General features: G+C 59.6%; 15 protein-coding genes. 2 read left to right on the plus strand and 13 right to left on the minus strand.

Annotated elements, in window-relative coordinates; translation table 11 throughout:
* Positions 1 to 7: 7 nt before the first annotated feature.
* The 4 genes from atpA to ASD46_RS15370 form a co-directional block, all read right to left on the minus strand.
* Entirely contained in the window at positions 8 to 1537 is a 1530-nt protein-coding gene (gene atpA / locus ASD46_RS15355) for a F0F1 ATP synthase subunit alpha (protein WP_003516747.1), read from the minus strand.
* The gene (locus ASD46_RS15360) at positions 1537 to 2103 is read right to left on the minus strand and encodes a F0F1 ATP synthase subunit delta (RefSeq protein WP_025594541.1); all 567 of its coding nucleotides are present in this window, start codon (positions 2101 to 2103) and stop codon (positions 1537 to 1539) included. Before ASD46_RS15360 ends, atpA begins: the two co-directional genes overlap by 1 nt.
* A 261-nt stretch (positions 2104 to 2364) precedes the next feature.
* Positions 2365 to 2751, minus strand: a complete 387-nt coding sequence (locus ASD46_RS15365; RefSeq protein WP_019566060.1) for a phage infection protein — start codon at positions 2749 to 2751, stop codon at positions 2365 to 2367.
* 77 nt (positions 2752 to 2828) lie between these two features.
* Positions 2829 to 5045: a primosomal protein N' gene (locus ASD46_RS15370; protein WP_025594543.1), complete on the minus strand. Its 2217-nt coding sequence runs from the start codon at positions 5043 to 5045 to the stop codon at positions 2829 to 2831.
* 144 nt (positions 5046 to 5189) lie between these two features.
* On the opposite strand from ASD46_RS15370, the gene ASD46_RS15375 reads away from it, so the two are divergent.
* Together ASD46_RS15375 and ASD46_RS15380 are read left to right on the plus strand one after the other, a co-directional pair.
* Complete coding sequence (locus tag ASD46_RS15375; protein ID WP_025594544.1) at positions 5190 to 6137, plus strand: tyrosine recombinase XerC; 948 nt, start codon at positions 5190 to 5192, stop codon at positions 6135 to 6137.
* Between the two features lie 80 nt (positions 6138 to 6217).
* A complete protein-coding gene (locus ASD46_RS15380) occupies positions 6218 to 7312 on the plus strand; it encodes a TraB/GumN family protein (protein WP_013636881.1) in 1095 nt (364 codons plus the stop codon).
* On the opposite strand, the gene ASD46_RS15385 is transcribed toward ASD46_RS15380, so the two are convergent.
* The 9 genes from ASD46_RS15385 to sucC all read right to left on the minus strand — a co-directional run bounded on the left by ASD46_RS15385 (position 7296) and on the right by sucC (position 17749).
* Positions 7296 to 7784 (minus strand): DUF2867 domain-containing protein, encoded by a 489-nt coding sequence (locus ASD46_RS15385; protein WP_003516737.1) that lies wholly within the window; start codon positions 7782 to 7784, stop codon positions 7296 to 7298. The two genes, ASD46_RS15380 and ASD46_RS15385, sit on opposite strands and share 17 nt — an antisense overlap.
* A 167-nt stretch (positions 7785 to 7951) precedes the next feature.
* Entirely contained in the window at positions 7952 to 8452 is a 501-nt protein-coding gene (locus tag ASD46_RS15390; protein WP_025594546.1) for a cytochrome b, read from the minus strand.
* A gap of 112 nt (positions 8453 to 8564) precedes the next feature.
* Positions 8565 to 9971 carry a dihydrolipoyl dehydrogenase gene (gene lpdA / locus ASD46_RS15395; protein WP_019566054.1) on the minus strand — a complete coding sequence of 469 codons (1407 nt, stop codon included), beginning with the start codon at positions 9969 to 9971 and terminating at the stop codon, positions 8565 to 8567.
* A 64-nt stretch (positions 9972 to 10035) separates the two neighbouring features.
* A complete protein-coding gene (locus ASD46_RS15400; protein WP_019566053.1) occupies positions 10036 to 10680 on the minus strand; it encodes a LysE family translocator in 645 nt (214 codons plus the stop codon).
* Positions 10681 to 10694: 14 nt separating this feature from the next.
* Positions 10695 to 11108 carry an MAPEG family protein gene (locus ASD46_RS15405; protein WP_025594549.1) on the minus strand — a complete coding sequence of 138 codons (414 nt, stop codon included), beginning with the start codon at positions 11106 to 11108 and terminating at the stop codon, positions 10695 to 10697.
* A 68-nt stretch (positions 11109 to 11176) separates the two neighbouring features.
* Entirely contained in the window at positions 11177 to 12409 is a 1233-nt protein-coding gene (odhB, locus tag ASD46_RS15410) for a 2-oxoglutarate dehydrogenase complex dihydrolipoyllysine-residue succinyltransferase (protein ID WP_025594550.1), read from the minus strand.
* A 53-nt stretch (positions 12410 to 12462) separates the two neighbouring features.
* Positions 12463 to 15459, minus strand: a complete 2997-nt coding sequence (locus tag ASD46_RS15415; protein ID WP_003516728.1) for a 2-oxoglutarate dehydrogenase E1 component — start codon at positions 15457 to 15459, stop codon at positions 12463 to 12465.
* Positions 15460 to 15635: 176 nt separating this feature from the next.
* Positions 15636 to 16538 carry a succinate--CoA ligase subunit alpha gene (sucD, locus tag ASD46_RS15420; protein WP_025594552.1) on the minus strand — a complete coding sequence of 301 codons (903 nt, stop codon included), beginning with the start codon at positions 16536 to 16538 and terminating at the stop codon, positions 15636 to 15638.
* A 17-nt stretch (positions 16539 to 16555) separates the two neighbouring features.
* A complete protein-coding gene (gene sucC / locus ASD46_RS15425) occupies positions 16556 to 17749 on the minus strand; it encodes an ADP-forming succinate--CoA ligase subunit beta (RefSeq protein ID WP_003516725.1) in 1194 nt (397 codons plus the stop codon).
* Positions 17750 to 17803: the final 54 nt, after the last annotated feature.

Genomic DNA, 17803 nt, shown 5'->3' on the forward strand with positions numbered 1-17803 from the left:
GCCCTAATTACGAGAAAGACTTCGCGAAGCTATCAAGAGCGCCCTTGAGCTTGCTCTTGGTATCGTCGCTGATTGCCTTTTCCGTGCGGATGGTGTCGAGGATCGCCTTGCCTTCCGAGCGGAGGTAGGAGAGCAGACCCTGCTCGAACTTGCCGACCTGCGCGACCGGGATCTTGTCGAGATAACCGTTGACACCGGCGAAGATCACCGCGACCTGCTCTTCCGTCTTGAGCGGAGAGAACTGCGGCTGCTTCAGAAGCTCGGTCAGGCGGGCACCGCGGTTAAGCAGGCGCTGCGTGGAAGCGTCAAGGTCCGAGCCGAACTGGGCGAAGGCGGCCATTTCGCGATACTGGGCAAGTTCACCCTTGATCGAACCGGCGACCTGCTTCATCGCCTTGATCTGGGCGGCAGAACCAACGCGCGAAACCGACAGGCCGACGTTAACGGCCGGACGGATACCCTGGTAGAACAGGTCGGTTTCAAGGAAGATCTGGCCGTCGGTGATCGAGATCACGTTGGTCGGAATGAAGGCCGAAACGTCGTTGCCCTGGGTTTCGATGACAGGCAGAGCCGTCAGAGAGCCAGCACCCATTTCGTCGGAGAGCTTTGCAGCGCGCTCCAGAAGACGGGAGTGAAGGTAGAAAACGTCGCCCGGATAAGCTTCGCGGCCCGGAGGACGGCGCAGCAGAAGCGACATCTGACGGTAAGCAACGGCCTGCTTGGAAAGGTCGTCATAACCGATGAGGGCGTGCTTGCCGTTATCACGGAAGTATTCGCCCATGGCGCAACCGGCAAACGGTGCCAAGTACTGCATCGGAGCCGGGTCGGAAGCCGTGGCAGCAATGATGATCGAATACTGCAGGGCGCCGCGCTCTTCCAGAACCTTTACGAACTGGGCAACGGTCGAACGCTTCTGGCCGATAGCAACGTAGACGCAATAAAGCTTGTCGCCTTCCGGACCATTGTCGTGAATGGCCTTCTGGTTCAGGATCGCGTCGAGAATGATCGCGGTCTTGCCGGTCTGGCGGTCGCCGATGACGAGCTCGCGCTGGCCACGGCCAACCGGGATGAGGGCGTCGATGGCCTTGAGGCCGGTCGACATCGGCTCATGAACCGACTTACGCGGAATGATGCCGGGAGCCTTGACGTCAACGCGCGAACGCTTGGCGGCGTTGATCGGGCCTTTGCCGTCGATCGGGTTGCCAAGGGCGTCAACGACGCGGCCGAGCAGTTCCGGGCCAACCGGAACGTCAACGATAGCGCCAGTCCGCTTTACGGTGTCGCCTTCCTTGATGGCACGGTCGGAACCGAAGATAACCACACCGACGTTGTCGGCTTCGAGGTTGAGCGCCATGCCGCGAACGCCGCCAGGAAACTCGACCATTTCGCCGGCCTGAACATTGTCGAGACCATAGACGCGGGCGATACCGTCACCGACGGAAAGCACCTGACCGACTTCCGAGACTTCCGCCTCGTTGCCGAAATTTTTGATTTGATCTTTCAGAATTGCGGAAATTTCCGCGGCGCGGATATCCATCAGCCAACCTCTTTCAGTGCAAGCTTAAGGGTGGAAAGTTTGGTGCGAAGAGACGTATCGATCTGGCGAGAACCAACCTTGACGATCAGGCCACCGAGGATCGAAGGATCAACGGTAACGGAAACCGTCACATCCTTGCCGGTAACGCTCTTCAGCGCCGCCTTCAGTTCAGTTTCTTGCGCTTCGTCGAGCGCATGTGCCGAGGTGACCTCGGCGGTAATTTCGCCGCGATGGGCAGCAGCAATGGAGCGATAGGCGCGGATCATGCCGGGAACGGCAAACAGACGGCGGTTATTCGCAACGACCTTGAGGAAATTGACAGCAAGACCGGCAATACCGGCCTTCTCGCAGATTGCGGTGATTGCCTTGAACTGATCCTCGGCGGAAAACACCGGGCTCGCAACCAGACGCTTCAAATCGTCACTTCCATCGAGAAGTGCGCCGAACCTGTCCAGATCGGCTCCAACTGCCTCGACCGCACCCGCTTCCAAAGCAAGCTCGAAAAGCGACGATGCATACCTTTCGGCTACACCGGATGTTCCATGGGAGGTATCTGCCACGGGCACTTTTTCCCTGCTAATCGTCCAAGAACATCAGCGAGGGGGATCCTCCGCATCAAATTCTTGAAATCGTTTCAATTTCCCCGAAAAAGACCGGAATTCCCCCCTGCCTTTTCCCAATTTCGCGGTCCGTCTAGCATAGGACGCCGGGACTCGCAACACGCGTAATAGCGGAAAGCGCCGTTTGGGCAAGGGGGAATGCGTTTAAATTTTCCGATTCCGCCCAGGATGCGCCGCAGGTGCGGCACAAAAGCCAAAAAGCCCGTCTCAGACCAGTCCGAACACGTAGCTCAACGACAGTGCAGACAACAGAAGGTGTACAACCAGAAGTATGAAATTCCGCACTGTTGCGCCTCCATCCGAGAGAATGGAGAGAATGCCGCCGAACACGCTGAGACCGAAAGCCGCACCGAAGGCGAGATAGACCATGGGCTGCGCCAGAAGCAGGGCGGAAGCACCGAGGCCGAGATAAAAACCGGCAAGCGACGAGCGCACAAGCGCGTAACCATCCCGGCGCTCGCCGATCGCCTGCAGACCGAAGGCACGCAGAGTAACGCCTGGTGCAAACATGAAAAAGAGGCCGATCACGACCGACACCACCGCAGCGCCGAAGGCCAGCTGCTCGCCGAATTCGGCGGGAAAATAAAACTCCATCTCGTTCCCCAAATCATTTTTGCCTGCTGCGTTATGACACGGTCATGACAGCGGGAAAACGTCCCCATTGATAAAGTTCAAAGGAAACTTTGCGGATCGATATCGAGCTGCACATGCACGCTGCCCCGTTCCTTCGGGCCATTGGCCAGAAGCGTTCGAAGGAAGGATTGCATGTCGGAATTGCGCCGCCCATGCACCAGCAGGCGAAAACGGTGCCGGCCACGGATAAGCGCCAGCGGCGCTTCCGCCGGGCCGAGCAGCATGATGCCCGTAACCTGCGGTGCTGCCGCCCTTAAACCCCGCGCATGGGTTTCGGCCTCCGCACGCGTATCGGCGGAAACGATGATTGAGGCAAGCCGTCCGAAAGGCGGAAGAACGGCTTTTTCCCGCTCCACGATCTCCCTTTCGTAAAAGGCAGATGCATCGCCGGACACGATTGCCTGCATGACAGGGTGTTGCGGCTGGTAGGTTTGCAACAGGCCGTGGCTTTTCAGCCCGGTTCGCCCGGCGCGACCGGTCACCTGCGAGAGCAGCTGGAACGTTCGCTCCGCTGCGCGCGGATCGCCATTGGCAAGCCCGAGATCGGCGTCGACAATACCGACAAGCGTCATAAGGGGGAAGTTGTGCCCCTTGGCAACCAGCTGCGTGCCGATGACGATGTCCGCCTCTCCCTTGACGATCGCCTCCAGCTCCAGACGCAGCCGCTTGACGCCCATCAGGTCAGAGGAGAGCACGATGGTGCGGGCCTCGGGAAAATGTTTCTCCACCTCCTCGGCGATCCGCTCTACCCCCGGCCCGCAGGCCACCAGATGATCGAAGGTGCCGCATTCCGGGCAATGGTCCGGCGTCGGCTCGTTGTGACCGCACTGGTGGCATTGCAGTTGATTGCGGAACCGGTGCTCCACCAGCCAGCTCGAACATTGCGGGCACTGGAAACGGTGACCGCAGACCCGGCAGAGCGTCAGCGGCGCGTAACCGCGACGATTGAGAAAGAGCAGGGACTGCTCGCCCTTTTCGATGGTTTTGCCGATGCCGCGCAGGAGAACCGGCGAAAGAAACCCTCCCCTTTCCGGCGGATGGCGACGCATATCGATCAGATGCAGATCGGGCATCGCCGCATCGCCGAAGCGCGTATGCAGATGGATGGTGTTATAGCGGCCAGAACTGCCGTTGACCTGGCTTTCCACTGACGGCGTGGCGGAGACCAGCACCACCGGGAAATCCCCGATCCGGGCTCTGACGACCGCCATGTCGCGGGCATTGTAAAAGACGCGGTCTTCCTGCTTGTAGGCCGGGTCATGCTCCTCATCGACGATAATGAGGCCGAGATTGTCGAAGGGAAGGAACAGCGCCGAGCGCGCGCCGGCCACCACCTTCACCTCACCCGTCACCGCCTGTCGCCAGACCTTTTCGCGCATGCGCGGCGACAGGTCAGAATGCCATTCCGCCGGCTTGGCGCCGAAGCGGTCGTGAAAGCGATCCAGGAAGGCCGCCGTCAGCGCGATTTCCGGCAACAGGATGAGGACCTGCTTGCCTTGTCGCAGCGTTTCCGCCACCGCCTCGAAATAGACCTCGGTTTTGCCGGAGCCGGTCACACCATCAATCAGTGAAACATGGAAACCACCCTTGCGCACATCCTCGAGAATTTCCGATGCCGCCTGTTTCTGCGGGCCTTCCAGTCGCGGCTCGGCATAGTCGGGATCAGGATCGGCCAAAACGGGCGGCGCGGGCAGAAAAACCGTCTCGAATACGCCCTGCTTGACCAGACCATCGACAACGCTGGTAGAAACGCCGGCGGCATGGGCAAGGCCACTCTTCGTCCAGCCATGGCCCTCGGCCGCCAGCTCCATCACTCTCTCGCGGGCGGGAGTAAGCCGCTCCGGCCTGCCTTCGGTCAGCCGCAGCCCCTCGATCATGGGTTCGGGATCGAAGGCGGCGGGCGCGCGTAGGGCCATGCGCGCCACAAGGCCGGGCGGAGAAAGCGTGTAAGCGGCAACCCAGTCGATGAAGCGCCGCATTTCCGCTTTCAGCGGCGGGCACTCGAAACTCTTGGTGATGGGCCGCAGCTTTTTCGGATCGACGCTCTTCTCTCCTGCATCGTCCCACACCACGCCGAAGACCTGCCGTGGTCCAAGCGGCACCTGAACGATGGAGCCGGTCTCCACCACCATATCGTCAGGCACGGCATAACTGTAGGGTCCCGGCGCCGGCATCGGCACGAGAACGGGCACCGTGCGCGTGAGCGACGGCGGGTCGAACAGAGCCCCAAACAGATCGGACGAATCTTTTGCCATGATGTGGCGAACATGCCCCGGCGGAATGAAAAAGGAAACCGCCCGGATGTAATGGCTGACCCCGGTAAAGTCCACGCCAGATGCAAAGCCCAGGCGCGAGCCTTAACCAAATACTGACCATAAGGGCATAGCGTTGGGAGAGGAATGGAGCGCCCCGTGACCGAAATTCTGACTTTTGCCACACCCGATCTCTTGAACGAGCGCCAATCCTGGCTTGCCGCGATTGCCGGTGAACGTCGCCTTGCGAACAATACCGTCGAGGCCTACGAGCGCGACACTCGCCAGTTTTTGACATTCCTCACCGGTTACATCGGCAAGCCAGCTTCAATCGCCGATATCGCCGATCTGCGCCCGGTCGATCTTCGCGCCTTTCTGGCCAGTCGTCGCAGGGAAGGCGCCGGCGCACGCTCGCTGGGGCGGCATCTGGCGGGCCTGCGTTCCTTTCTCCACTATCTGCAAAAGAAAGGTCTGGTGAATGCGGCCGGGGCCACCGCCATGCGCTCGCCGAAACAGCCGAAATCTCTGCCAAAACCGCTGACGGACCGGCAGGCGCTGAAAATAACCACCACCGAGGCACAATTGAATGAAGAGCCGTGGATTGCCGCCCGTAACGCTGCGGTTCTCTCGCTTCTTTATGGCTGCGGTCTTCGCATCTCCGAGGCGCTCGGGCTGGCTCCAGCCGACTTCACGCCCGACGCCCGCAGCCTTCGCATCACCGGCAAAGGCAACAAGACCCGGATGGTGCCTTTGCTGGCGGTGGTAACGGAAACGGTTGAGGCCTACAAAAAGCTCTGCCCCTATCATCTGGCTGCCGACCAGCCGCTATTCCTCGGCGCGCGCGGCGGCAAGCTGCAACCTGCCATCATCCAGCGCGAGATGCAGAAGTTGCGTGGCGCTTTCGGCCTGCCGGAAAACGCCACACCGCATGCGCTGCGCCACTCATTCGCCACCCATCTACTGGCCGGCGGCGGCGACCTGCGCACCATTCAGGAACTGCTCGGCCATGCCAGCCTCTCCACCACGCAGATCTATACCGGCGTCGATACCGCAAGATTGCTGGAAATCTACGATAATGCCCACCCGCGCGCATGAAGCAGGAAATGCTTAACCATAGTCATTAATCAGACGTCCAAGCCGCCGTTCTATAAGTGGACTAGAACCGGATGGTACCTATGCAAAGCCTGATAAAGCCACAAAATCTCACCGCCACCCTGATGGGCAAGACCGGCGACACCCTGCTCTGGTTGCTCGCCGCTCTGCACGTCACTGCTGTCGCAATCCTCTTCGCAACGTTGCTATCGTTAGGTGAGGCGCAAGCCGCCGAACAGGAGATAAGCTGCACGGGCAGCGATATTCTCGTGGAGATGCGCAAGAGCGACCCGCAGGGCTTCGCGAAGATCGAACAGGAAGCGGCAGCTATCCCGAACGGCAAGGGCAACTTCTGGCGCATCGAAAAAGCTGGGACAGCACCGTCCTTTCTTCTCGGCACCATGCATGTCACCGATCCACGTGTTCTCGGAATGCCAGCGGCCGCAACACCCGCGTTTGAAAAAGCCGCGACGGTCATCGTGGAATCGGACGAAATCGTCGATGACAAGAAAATTGCGGCATCGCTGCTGACAAGACCCGACCTCACCATGTTTCTGGACGGCAAGTCGATCACCGACATCCTGTCACCCGAAAATGTCGCACGCCTTGAAAAGGGTCTTAAGGAGCGCGGCATTCCGCTGAGTGCCGTTTCGCGCATGAAGCCATGGATGCTGTCGAGTTTCGTCGCCCTTCCCGCCTGCGAATTTGCCCGCAAGGCCACTGGCCTGTCTTTCCTTGACAAGAAGCTCGCTGAAGATGCAGTCGCGGACGGAAAGCATCTTGTCGGGCTGGAGACCATGGTGGAGCAGCTTGCGGCCATGTCTGAGCTGCCAATGGAATTTCATCTGCAGGCGCTGATCGAAACGCTCGAATTGGGCGACCGCATGGACGACATCATGACGACAATGACCGATCTTTATGTCAGCGGTGACATCGGCATGACCATGCCCATGCTGAAGAGCATCGATCCCAAGAAAGCGTCTGAAAATGACCAGGGCTACGCCGCCTTCGAGCAACGCATCATCACCGATCGCAACCACGTCATGGCGGAGCGATCGGCCCCTGAGCTTGCCAAAGGCAATGTCTTCATGGCCGTCGGCGCTTTGCACCTGCCGGGCGAAGAAGGCGTAATTGAACTCCTGCGTGCGCAGGGCTTTACCCTCACACGGGTCGACTGATCCACTCGTCTCCGGTCTTGACGGGGCGGACATTGGCGCAAAACGGCCGCATCGTCGCCGGCACGATGCGACGATGAAACGGCCCGACGACGAAAAGATAGAGACGCCCGAACAGATTCTTGCGCCGGACGATAGTCGTGACCTTCACGATCTGCCGACCAGGCTCCTGTTCCACATCGACGACGATACGGAAATCGAGATGGTTGTCGTCGAAGCCGAGCACTGTCCGGTCCGCAGTAGACGACAGCACGGGAAATCCGCCCGCCGAAGTACCCGCCGCCAGCTCGACCGTTCTGAGACCGAAAAGCGATACGAGACGGTTTCGAAGCGCCATAAGGCCGCTGATCCATGCCGGAGGATGATCGAGGAGAAGTCTGCTCACATCGAGTGAACTCGATGCGGCCGTCACCATCTCTCCTTCAAAGCAATCCCGCCAGTCCGCGCCCGGCAATATGTCTTCGCTATCCCGCATCCCATAACCTCATTGCCCCCTTGTGTGGCGAGGCTCATCATCACTATTTCCGATCATCCGGGAACGTGACAAACCGCCGCTAATGGCAGTTCGAGCGGGTTTAGCTTCAGAAAATATGAAGAGACAAAGAGATAGAGCGTTTTCGCTTTCGGAAAAGCGGGAATGCGTTAGCCGTGCGTCATACGCTTCAGAACATTGGTGCGCCAGTAGAACTGATGAACCAGAACTGCAGCGACGTGGCCGGCGATCAACACCCACATAAGCCCCTTGAACGGCCCGGAATGCAATTCTCCTGCTACTCGCGCGCCGAAATAATAGGCCGCAATGCCCGACAATGGCAGGGCAAAAAACAGCGCGTAAAAGGTGAAATGCGCGACCTTCGCGGCGATTTGAGAAGCGCGCGGTTCATTGGCGGGATGCGGCGGCACCCCCTGGAAAAACCGCAGACAGAGGCGCAGAACCGCAAGGGACAGGACGGCAAAGCCGACATACGCGTGAATATTGGCCGAGGAGATCTGGTCCGGCGTCAGCGTTTCACCCCGCCGCATCAACCGATACGCATGGGCCATGCCGTCCGGAAACGACAGGTTGAAGAAGATCAGAAGCGCCATCGTCCAGTGAAGGATACGCTGCGGAACGGAGAAGGAAACTTGAGTGGAGGACGCCATTTTATTGCCTTTTATCAAAAGGTTAGACAGGCTATGGCGCAACTATGCTGAACCCCGGCCTGCATTGCAAGCCGGGGTTCGCTTTATGGCTGAAATTTAATATTGGCTACAATCACATATGGATCGGCTTGAAGAAAGTCGCCAGCGCCGCTTCCTTCACCGCTTCCGACATGGTCGGATGCGCATGGCAGGTGCGGCCGAGATCTTCCGAGGAACCACCGAATTCCATCAGCACGGTGATCTCGTGGATCATTTCGCCAGCGCCGAAACCAACGATATGGCCGCCGAGAACCCGGTCGGTTTCCTTGTCAGCGAGGATCTTCACGAACCCATCAGTCACCTGCATGGCGCGGGCGCGACCATTGGCGGTGAAGGGGAACTTGCCGACCTTGTAGGCGACACCAGCGGCCTTCAGTTCTTCTTCCGTCTTGCCGACGGAAGCGACTTCCGGCTGCGTATAGACCACGGCCGGAATGACATCGTAGTTCACATGGCCGCGCTGGCCGGCGAGAATTTCCGCAAGAGCGACGCCCTCGTCTTCCGCCTTATGTGCCAGCATCGGGCCCTTCACCACGTCGCCGATGGCGTAGATGCCATCCACATTGGTCTTGAAGTGGCCGTCGATTTCGACACGGCCGCGGCTGTCGAGCACGACACCGGCTTCCGCAAGACCGAGACCCTCGGTGTAGGGCTTGCGACCGGTGGAGATCAGCACAACGTTGGCTTCCAGCGTTTCAGCCGCGCCACCCTTGACCGGCTCGAACACCACCTTTGCGCCGGTTCCCGTCTTTTCAACGCCCGTCACCTTGGCACCGAGCTTGAAATCGAGACCCTGCTTGGCGAGCAGACGCTGAGCCTGCTTGGAGACTTCGCTGTCCATGCCGCCGAGAATGGTGTCGAGATATTCGACGACGGTGACCTTCGCGCCAAGACGCGACCAGACCGAACCAAGCTCGAGGCCGATAACACCGCCGCCCACAACGATGAGCTTTTCCGGAACCTTGGAGAGCGCAATCGCGCCGGTGGAGGAAACGATGACGCTTTCATCGATATCCACCTGGACGCCGGGAATACCAGCAACATCAGAACCGGTGGCGATGACGATGTTCTTGGCTTCGATTTCCTGGCTCTCGCCCTTGTCGTTGGTGACGGAGACCTTGCCGGCGGATACAACCTTGCCCGTGCCCTGGAAAGCATCGATCTTGTTCTTCTTGAACAGGAAGGCAACGCCGTCGACATTGGCTTTCACCACGCTGTCCTTGTGCCCCATCATCTTCTCGAGGTTCAGCTTCGGAGCGGCGACTTCGATACCAAGCGTATCAACGCCATGGGCCACATGCGCGAAGGTTTCGGAAGCGTGCAGCAATGCCTTGGAAGGAATGCAGCCGACATTGAGGCAGGTGCCGCCATAGGTCGCGCGCTTTTCGATCACTGCGACCTTCAAGCCAAGCTGTGCCGCCTTGACCGCGCAAACATAACCGCCGGGACCCGTACCGATTACCACTACATCATATGCCATGTTTCTGTTCCTGATTGATTGCGGGCAGGATTTTGAACCGCCCTGCTTCCGTTTGACCTGAAACTCAGGCCGCTTTTTCCGTTGCGAGTTTTATACCGAGAGCGATGAAGACCACGCCACTGGTGCGGTCGATCCATTGGCTGGCGCGCTGAAAAGCTGCGCGCATGCGCGGCGTCGTCATGAACAGGCTGACGCCGACGAACCACAGGATAAGGCAGCTTGCCATGACGAGCCCATATCCGAACTTGATGCCAACAGGCGTATGCGCGTGAACCACCGTCGAAAAGATCGACAGGAAGAAAAACACCGGTTTGGGGTTAAGCGCGTTGGCGGCAAAACCGAGCGTGAAGGCCTTCAATGCAGTCTGGCCGCTTCTGGCCCGAACGCCATCTTCGCCTTCCGCAGCCGGCAATTCGGTCTTGCCGGCGCGTAGCGCCCTGATGCCGATATAGATCAGATAGGCAACACCCAACCACTTGACGATGTTGAAGAGATAGATCGACTGGGAAATGATGAGACCAAGTCCAAGGATCGTATAGGTGACGTGGAACATCAGGGATGTGCCAACACCGAAGCTGGTGATGATGGCCTGCTTGCGCCCATGCACCATGGCCTGACGCATGACCATCGCCAGATCGGCGCCGGGAGAAACGATCGCGAAAAAGAAGATCGCCATCAGGGATGCAAGTTCGATCAGATACTGATGCATGGGAAAATCAACCTCTAAAACATCAACACGAAAAGCATCAGCCCAAGACCGAGCATCGAACCGAGCCAGACCAGCGAGCGGATATAGGGCACACCAGCGAGATAAAGTGGAATATAGACCACCCGGCAGATCAGCCAGATCAAAGCGCCGGTGAAGGCCAGCCCGGACGGATCGCCGGCCATGATGACACCGAAGGCGAGCGCAATGAAAGCGGGATAGGTCTCGCGAAAATTCGCCGAGGCACGCGCGGCGCGTCCGGCAACCCTGCCCTGCGGCTTCTTTTCAGCATCCCGCGGACCGGCATTCCAGTCCAGCCCGAATTCCCGCGTTGCCGTCATTCCCTGCAGCGCAATGTGGGCGGCCAGCAGCAGGACGCTGAACCCGATCAGCGGCAAAAAGGGTGACGCGGCAAGAAATGTCGGCTGCACTTTCGCTCTCCTGATGGCATTTCAGCGGGATCGACTTGAAACCCCGCTGAAACGAAAAGCAAGACCGATCAGAGATCGAGAACCAGACGTTCCGGATCTTCGAGGCTTTCCTTGACGCGAACGAGGAAGGTCACGGCTTCCTTGCCGTCAACGATACGGTGATCGTAGGAGAGCGCAAGATACATCATCGGACGGATGACGACCTGACCACCGATGGCGACCGGACGCTCCTGGATCTTGTGCATGCCGAGGATGCCCGACTGCGGCGCATTGAGGATCGGCGAGGACATCAGCGAGCCGTAGACGCCACCATTGGTGATGGTGAAGGTGCCGCCCTGCATGTCGGCCATGCCGAGCGAACCGTCGCGCGCTGCCTTGGCGAGACGGCCGAGTTCCTTTTCGACACCAGCGATGGAGAGCTGGTCGGCATCGCGAATGACCGGAACGACGAGACCCTTGTCGGTGCCGACAGCCATGCCGACGTGACAATAGTTCTTGTAGATGATGTCCGTGCCGTCGATTTCGGCGTTAACCGCAGGCAGTTCCTTCAGCGCGTGGGTCACGGCCTTGGTGAAGAAGCCCATGAAGCCCAGCTTGACGCCGTGCTTCTTCTCGAAAACGTCCTTGTAGCGGTTGCGCAGATCCATGACGGCGCTCATGTCCACCTCGTTATAGGTGGTCAGCATGGCGGCCGTGTTCTGTGCATCCTTGAGGCGACGTGCGATCGTCTGGCGCAGGCGGGTCATCTTGACGCGCTCTTCGCGAACCTGATCCTGCTCGGCCGAAACCGGACGGGGAGCAGCAGCAGCGACCGGAGCGGCGGCAGGTGCCGAAACACCCTTGGCAACAGCGGCGAGAACGTCGCCCTTCAGAACCTGGCCACGCTTGCCCGAACCGTCGACCTGATCGGCGGAAAGATTGTTTTCAGCAAGCAGCTTGCCAGCGGCCGGTGCCGGCGGCATGGCGCTGCCAACAGGAGCGGCGGCCACGGCTGCGGCAGGTGCCGGTGCAGCAGCAGGCGCAGCAGGCTTTGCTGCGGGTGCAGAAGTTGCGGCGCCGGCAGCACCTTCGGCGATCTGGCCGAGAAGGGCGTCGAGACCGACGGTTTCGCCGTTCTGCACGACGATTTCGGTCAGCACGCCGGAGGCGGGCGCCGGAACTTCGACGGTAACCTTGTCGGTTTCGAGTTCAACGAGAGGTTCGTCGGCCTTGACGGTATCGCCGACCTTCTTGAACCAGGTGCCGACGGTCGCTTCGCTGACGGATTCGCCGAGGGTTGGTACGCGGATTTCAGTGGCCATGATATAGTTCCGTTATTCGGGTGTCTTTTTTGCGGGGCGATGCGGGAGAGTTCTCACTCTCCCAGCGCGTCTTCCAGGAACGCAGCAAGCTGCGCCAGATGCTTGGACATCAGGCCGGTCGCCGGAGAGGCGGCAGCCGGACGGCCCGTGTAACGGACCTTCTGGTACTTGGCGTCGATATGCGCCAGAACCCATTCAAGGTAGGGATCGATGAACGACCACGCACCCATGTTCTTCGGCTCTTCCTGGCACCACACCATTTCCGCGTTACGGAAACGGGAAAGCTCGTTGATGAGCGCCTTGGCCGGGAACGGATAGAGCTGTTCGACACGCAGCAGGTAGATGTCGTCGATACCGCGCTTTTCACGCTCCTCGAGCAGATCGTAATAGACCTTGCCCGTGCACATGACGACGCGGCGGATCTTCGAGTCCTTCTGCAGCTTGATCGGACCATCCTTGATGACCTCCGCATCGTCCCACAGGAGACGGTGGAAGGAGGACTCGCCTGCAAGCTCCGCAAGCGACGAGGTGGCGCGCTTGTGACGCAGCAGGGACTTCGGCGTCATCAGGATGAGCGGCTTGCGGAAGTCACGCTTCATCTGGCGGCGCAGGATATGGAAGTAGTTAGCCGGCGTCGTAACGTTTGCAACCTGCATGTTGTCTTCGGCGCACATCTGCAACCAGCGTTCCAGACGGGCGGACGAATGTTCCGGACCCTGACCTTCATAACCATGCGGCAGGAGGCAGACGAGACCGGACATGCGCAGCCACTTGCGTTCACCCGAAGAGATGAACTGGTCGAACACTACCTGGGCGCCGTTGGCGAAGTCGCCGAACTGGGCTTCCCAGAGCGTCAGTGCATTCGGGCGGGCAAGCGAATAGCCATATTCGAAACCGAGAACCGCTTCTTCCGAAAGCATCGAGTTGATGACTTCGTAGCGGGCCTGCGTCGGCGAAAGATTGGCAAGCGGGATGTAACGCTCTTCTGTCTCCTGATCATAGAGAACCGAGTGGCGCTGCGAGAAGGTGCCGCGTTCGCAGTCCTGACCGGACAGACGGATCTTGTGGCCGTCTACGACCAGCGAACCGAAGGCCAGAGCCTCAGCCATCGCCCAGTCCAGCCCCTCACCGGTCTCGACCATCTGAGCACGGTTTTCCATGAAGCGCTGGATCGTGCGGTGTGCGCTGAAGCCTTCCGGAATGGTCGACAGCTTCTTGCCGATTTCCTTCAGCTGCTTCATCGGCACGCCGGTCTTGCCACGACGCTGCTCATCGGCATTGTCGGCGGCGCGCAGACCGGACCACTGACCATCCAGCCAGTCGGCCTTGTTCGGCTTGTAGGACTGGCCTGCCTCGAACTCCTGCTCGAGATGGGCGCGCCAATCGGCCTTGATCTTCTCGAAATCGCCTTCGGTGATCAGGCCTTCTGCAATCAGGCGGTCAGCATAGATGCGGGCGACAGTCTTGTGGCCACGGATGACCTTGTACATCTTCGGCTGCGTGAATGCAGGCTCGTCGCCTTCGTTATGGCCGAAGCGACGGTAACAGAACATGTCGATGACGACAGGCTTATGGAACTTCATGCGGTATTCGGTTGCAACCTTTGCCGCATAAACCACCGCTTCCGGATCATCACCGTTAACGTGGAAGATCGGCGCCTCGATCATCTTGGCAACGTCGGACGGATAGGGCGACGAGCGCGAGAAGGCCGGGTTCGTCGTGAAGCCGATCTGGTTGTTGATGATGAAGTGCATGGTACCGGCAACGCGGTGACCGCGCAGGCCGGAGAGGCCGAGAATTTCGGCAACCACGCCCTGACCCGCAAAAGCGGCGTCGCCGTGCAACAGGAGCGGCAGCACCTTTGCGCGTTCCGACAGCGGAATGATGTCGCCGTCCCATGTCTTGGCAAGCTGGTCCTGCTTGGCGCGGGCCTTGCCCATGACGACAGGGTTGACGATTTCGAGGTGCGACGGGTTTGCCGTCAGCGAGAGGTGAACCTTGTTGCCGTCGAATTCGCGGTCTGAGGAGGCACCGAGATGGTACTTCACGTCACCGGAACCTTCGACGTCATCAGGCTTGAACGAACCGCCCTTGAACTCGTGGAACACGGCGCGGTGCGGCTTGCCCATCACGTTGGTCAAAACGTTCAGGCGGCCGCGGTGAGCCATGCCGAGCACGACTTCTTCCAGACCGTCCTGGCCGCCGCGCTTGATGATCTGCTCAAGTGCCGGGATCAGCGATTCACCACCATCGAGGCCGAAACGCTTGGTACCCTTGAAACGCACGTCGAGGAACTGCTCATAGCCTTCGGCTTCGACGAGCTTGGACAGAATCGCCTTCTTGCCTTCCGGCGTGAAGTCCACACCCTTGTCCGGACCTTCGATGCGTTCCTGGATCCAGCCTTTTTCTTCCGGGTTGGACATATGCATAAATTCGACGCCGAGCGTCGAGCAATAGGTGCGCTCGAGAATATCGACCATTTCGCGTACGGTCGCGTATTCGAGACCGAGGACGTTATCGATGAAAATCTTGCGGTCGTAGTCGCTTTCCTCGAAGCCATAGGATTTCGGCGAAAGCTCGTTATAGTCCTCAACGGCGCTGGCAATGCCGAGCGGGTCGAGCTTGGCGTGCAGATGGCCACGCATGCGGTAGGCGCGGATCATCATGATGGCGCGGACGCTGTCACGGGTCGCCTGAAGCACTTCGGCCGGGCTGACGGCCTTGCCGGTATCGGCGCTCTTGGCCTCGGCTTTCGCCTGAACCTTCTTCTCGATGGCCTTCTCGACCGTAGCCCAGTTGCCATCAAGCGCGGATACCAGGTCGCCGTTTGCCGGGATCGGCCAGTTGGCGCGCTTCCAGGAGGCGCCCTTGGCTGCCTTCTTCACGTCTTCCGGATTATCGGACAACGCCTTGAAGAAGCTCTGCCACTCCGGCGACACGGAAGAGGGATCCTCTTCGTACCGGGCATAGAGCTGCTCGATATAGGCTGCATTCGCGCCGTCCAGAAACGACGTGATCTGAAACTGCTCGTTCGCTTCTTGCCTTGCCATTGTGTTCTTGCGGACTTGTCCGTCCGCCTCCTCGATGCCGTTAGGGCCGTTTATCGGCCTGCCGCTTGATTATTGCTGTCTGCCGCCGGAGCGGTATGCCGTCTGTCTGTCGTTCTTTGCGGCTTCGGGCAGCGTGGCGTTAGAGCCGCACCGCCCGTTACCGGTCTCATGTGGTCTCAGCCCTTGAGGACTTCAACCAGCGTCTTGCCGAGGCGCGCCGGGGAAGGCGATACCTTGATGCCTGCAGCTTCCATTGCCGCGATCTTCGATTCCGCATCGCCCTTGCCGCCGGAAACGACAGCGCCGGCGTGGCCCATGGTGCGGCCCTTCGGAGCCGTACGGCCCGCGATAAAGCCAGCCATCGGCTTCTTGCGGCCCTTCTTGGCTTCGTCGATCAGGAACTGTGCCGCATCTTCTTCAGCCGAACCGCCGATTTCGCCGATCATGATGATCGACTGCGTGTCTTCGTCGGCCAGGAACATTTCCAGCACGTCGATGAACTCGGTGCCCTTGACCGGGTCGCCGCCGATGCCGACAGCCGTCGTCTGGCCGAGGCCTTCGTTGGATGTCTGGAATACGGCTTCATAGGTCAGCGTGCCGGAGCGCGAAACGATACCGACCGAACCCTTGCGGAAGATAGAGCCCGGCATGATGCCGATCTTGCATTCTTCAGGCGTCATGATGCCCGGGCAGTTGGGGCCGAGCAGGCGCGAGTTCGAACGGTCGAGGCGAGCCTTGACGCGCACCATGTCCATCACCGGAATACCTTCGGTGATGCAGGTGATGAAGGGGATCTCAGCCTCGATGGCTTCGATGATGGCGTCGGCTGCACCTGCCGGCGGAACATAGATCACGGATGCGTCTGCACCGGTCTTTTCCTTGGCTTCGGCAACCGTTGCGAAGATCGGCAGGCTTTCGCCCTTGGAGCCGGTCCAGGTTTCGCCACCCTTCTTCGGGTGAATACCACCGACCATCTGCGTGCCGTAATAAGCAAGCGCCTGTTCGGTGTGGAAGGTACCGGTCTTGCCGGTCAGACCCTGAACGAGGATCTTGGTGTCTTTATTAACAAGAATAGACATTATTTCCGGTCCCTCAATTAGCCGTTGATCGCCGCGACGATCTTCTTGGCTGCGTCGTCCAGGTCGTCAGCAGCCGTAATCGCAAGGCCCGATTCGTTCAGGAGCTTCTTGCCAAGTTCGACGTTGGTGCCTTCGAGGCGAACAACGAGCGGAACCTGCAAACCGACTTCCTTCACCGCGGCGATAACACCTTCGGCGATGACGTCGCACTTCATGATACCGCCGAAGATGTTGACGAGGATACCCTCGACCTTCGGGTCGGCCGTGATGATCTTGAAAGCTGCAGCAACCTTCTCCTTGCCGGCGCCGCCGCCGACGTCACAGAAGTTTGCCGGCTCCTTGCCGTAAAGCTTGATGATGTCCATCGTCGCCATGGCGAGACCGGCACCATTGACCATGCAGCCGATGTTGCCATCGAGCGCAACGTAAGCGAGGTCCCACTTGGAGGCTTCGATTTCCTTGGCGTCTTCTTCGGTCTCATCGCGCAGCGCCTTGACGTCGTCATGGCGGAACAGCGCGTTGCCGTCGAAGGACATCTTGGCATCGAGAACGCGCAGATGACCGTTTTCCATGACGATCAGCGGGTTAACCTCGAGGAGAGCCATGTCCTTCTCGTTGAAGGCCTTGTAGAGGATCGGGAACAGCGCCTTGGCGTCTTCCGCAGCAACACCCTCAAGCTCGAGCGCCTTGGAGATCGCAGCAACGTCAGCGTCGCTCACACCCTTTTCCGGGTCGATGGCGATGGTGTGGATCTTCTCGGGCGTGTCGTGGGCAACAGCTTCGATATCCATGCCGCCTTCGGTGGAAACCACGAAAGCAACGCGACCGACCGAGCGATCGACCAGCAGCGAGCAGTAAAGCTCGCGAGCGATATCCGCACCGTCTTCGATGTAAAGGCGGTTGACCTGCTTGCCGGCATCGCCCGTCTGCGCCGTTACCAGCGTGTTGCCGAGCATATCCTTGGAGTGGGAAACGACTTCTTCAATCGTTTTTGCGAGACGGACGCCACCCTTGGCGTCGGGGCCAAGTTCCTTGAACTTGCCCTTGCCGCGGCCGCCAGCGTGAATCTGGCTCTTGACGACGTAGAGCGGGCCGGGAAGCTGCTTTGCGGCGGCTTCGGCTTCTTCGACCTTGAGGATGGCGACGCCTTCAGCGACCGGCGCGCCATAGCCCTTCAGAAGAGCCTTGGCCTGATATTCGTGAATATTCATGGAATAATCCCTGTTTGGAGCCGCTTGAAGCGCCCTGCATCCTTATCTGACGCA

Source organism: Rhizobium sp. Root491, assembly GCF_001427205.1.
GTDB lineage: Bacteria > Pseudomonadota > Alphaproteobacteria > Rhizobiales > Rhizobiaceae > Agrobacterium > Agrobacterium tumefaciens.

Bases quoted from the DNA above. Each gene is read 5' to 3' on its own strand.
- ASD46_RS15380 (WP_013636881.1), top strand. From the start codon at position 6,218: ATGCAAAGCCTGATAAAGCCACAAAATCTCACCGCCACCCTGATGGGC.
- ASD46_RS15400 (WP_019566053.1), bottom strand. From the start codon at position 10,680: ATGCATCAGTATCTGATCGAACTTGCATCCCTGATGGCGATCTTCTTT.
- ASD46_RS15390 (WP_025594546.1), bottom strand. From the start codon at position 8,452: ATGGCGTCCTCCACTCAAGTTTCCTTCTCCGTTCCGCAGCGTATCCTT.
- ASD46_RS15385 (WP_003516737.1), bottom strand. From the start codon at position 7,784: ATGCGGGATAGCGAAGACATATTGCCGGGCGCGGACTGGCGGGATTGC.
- ASD46_RS15370 (WP_025594543.1), bottom strand. From the start codon at position 5,045: ATGGCAAAAGATTCGTCCGATCTGTTTGGGGCTCTGTTCGACCCGCCG.
- ASD46_RS15415 (WP_003516728.1), bottom strand. From the start codon at position 15,459: ATGGCAAGGCAAGAAGCGAACGAGCAGTTTCAGATCACGTCGTTTCTG.
- ASD46_RS15375 (WP_025594544.1), top strand. From the start codon at position 5,190: ATGGAGCGCCCCGTGACCGAAATTCTGACTTTTGCCACACCCGATCTC.
- lpdA (WP_019566054.1), bottom strand. From the start codon at position 9,971: ATGGCATATGATGTAGTGGTAATCGGTACGGGTCCCGGCGGTTATGTT.
- sucD (WP_025594552.1), bottom strand. From the start codon at position 16,538: ATGTCTATTCTTGTTAATAAAGACACCAAGATCCTCGTTCAGGGTCTG.
- sucC (WP_003516725.1), bottom strand. From the start codon at position 17,749: ATGAATATTCACGAATATCAGGCCAAGGCTCTTCTGAAGGGCTATGGC.
- odhB (WP_025594550.1), bottom strand. From the start codon at position 12,409: ATGGCCACTGAAATCCGCGTACCAACCCTCGGCGAATCCGTCAGCGAA.
- atpA (WP_003516747.1), bottom strand. From the start codon at position 1,537: ATGGATATCCGCGCCGCGGAAATTTCCGCAATTCTGAAAGATCAAATC.
- ASD46_RS15365 (WP_019566060.1), bottom strand. From the start codon at position 2,751: ATGGAGTTTTATTTTCCCGCCGAATTCGGCGAGCAGCTGGCCTTCGGC.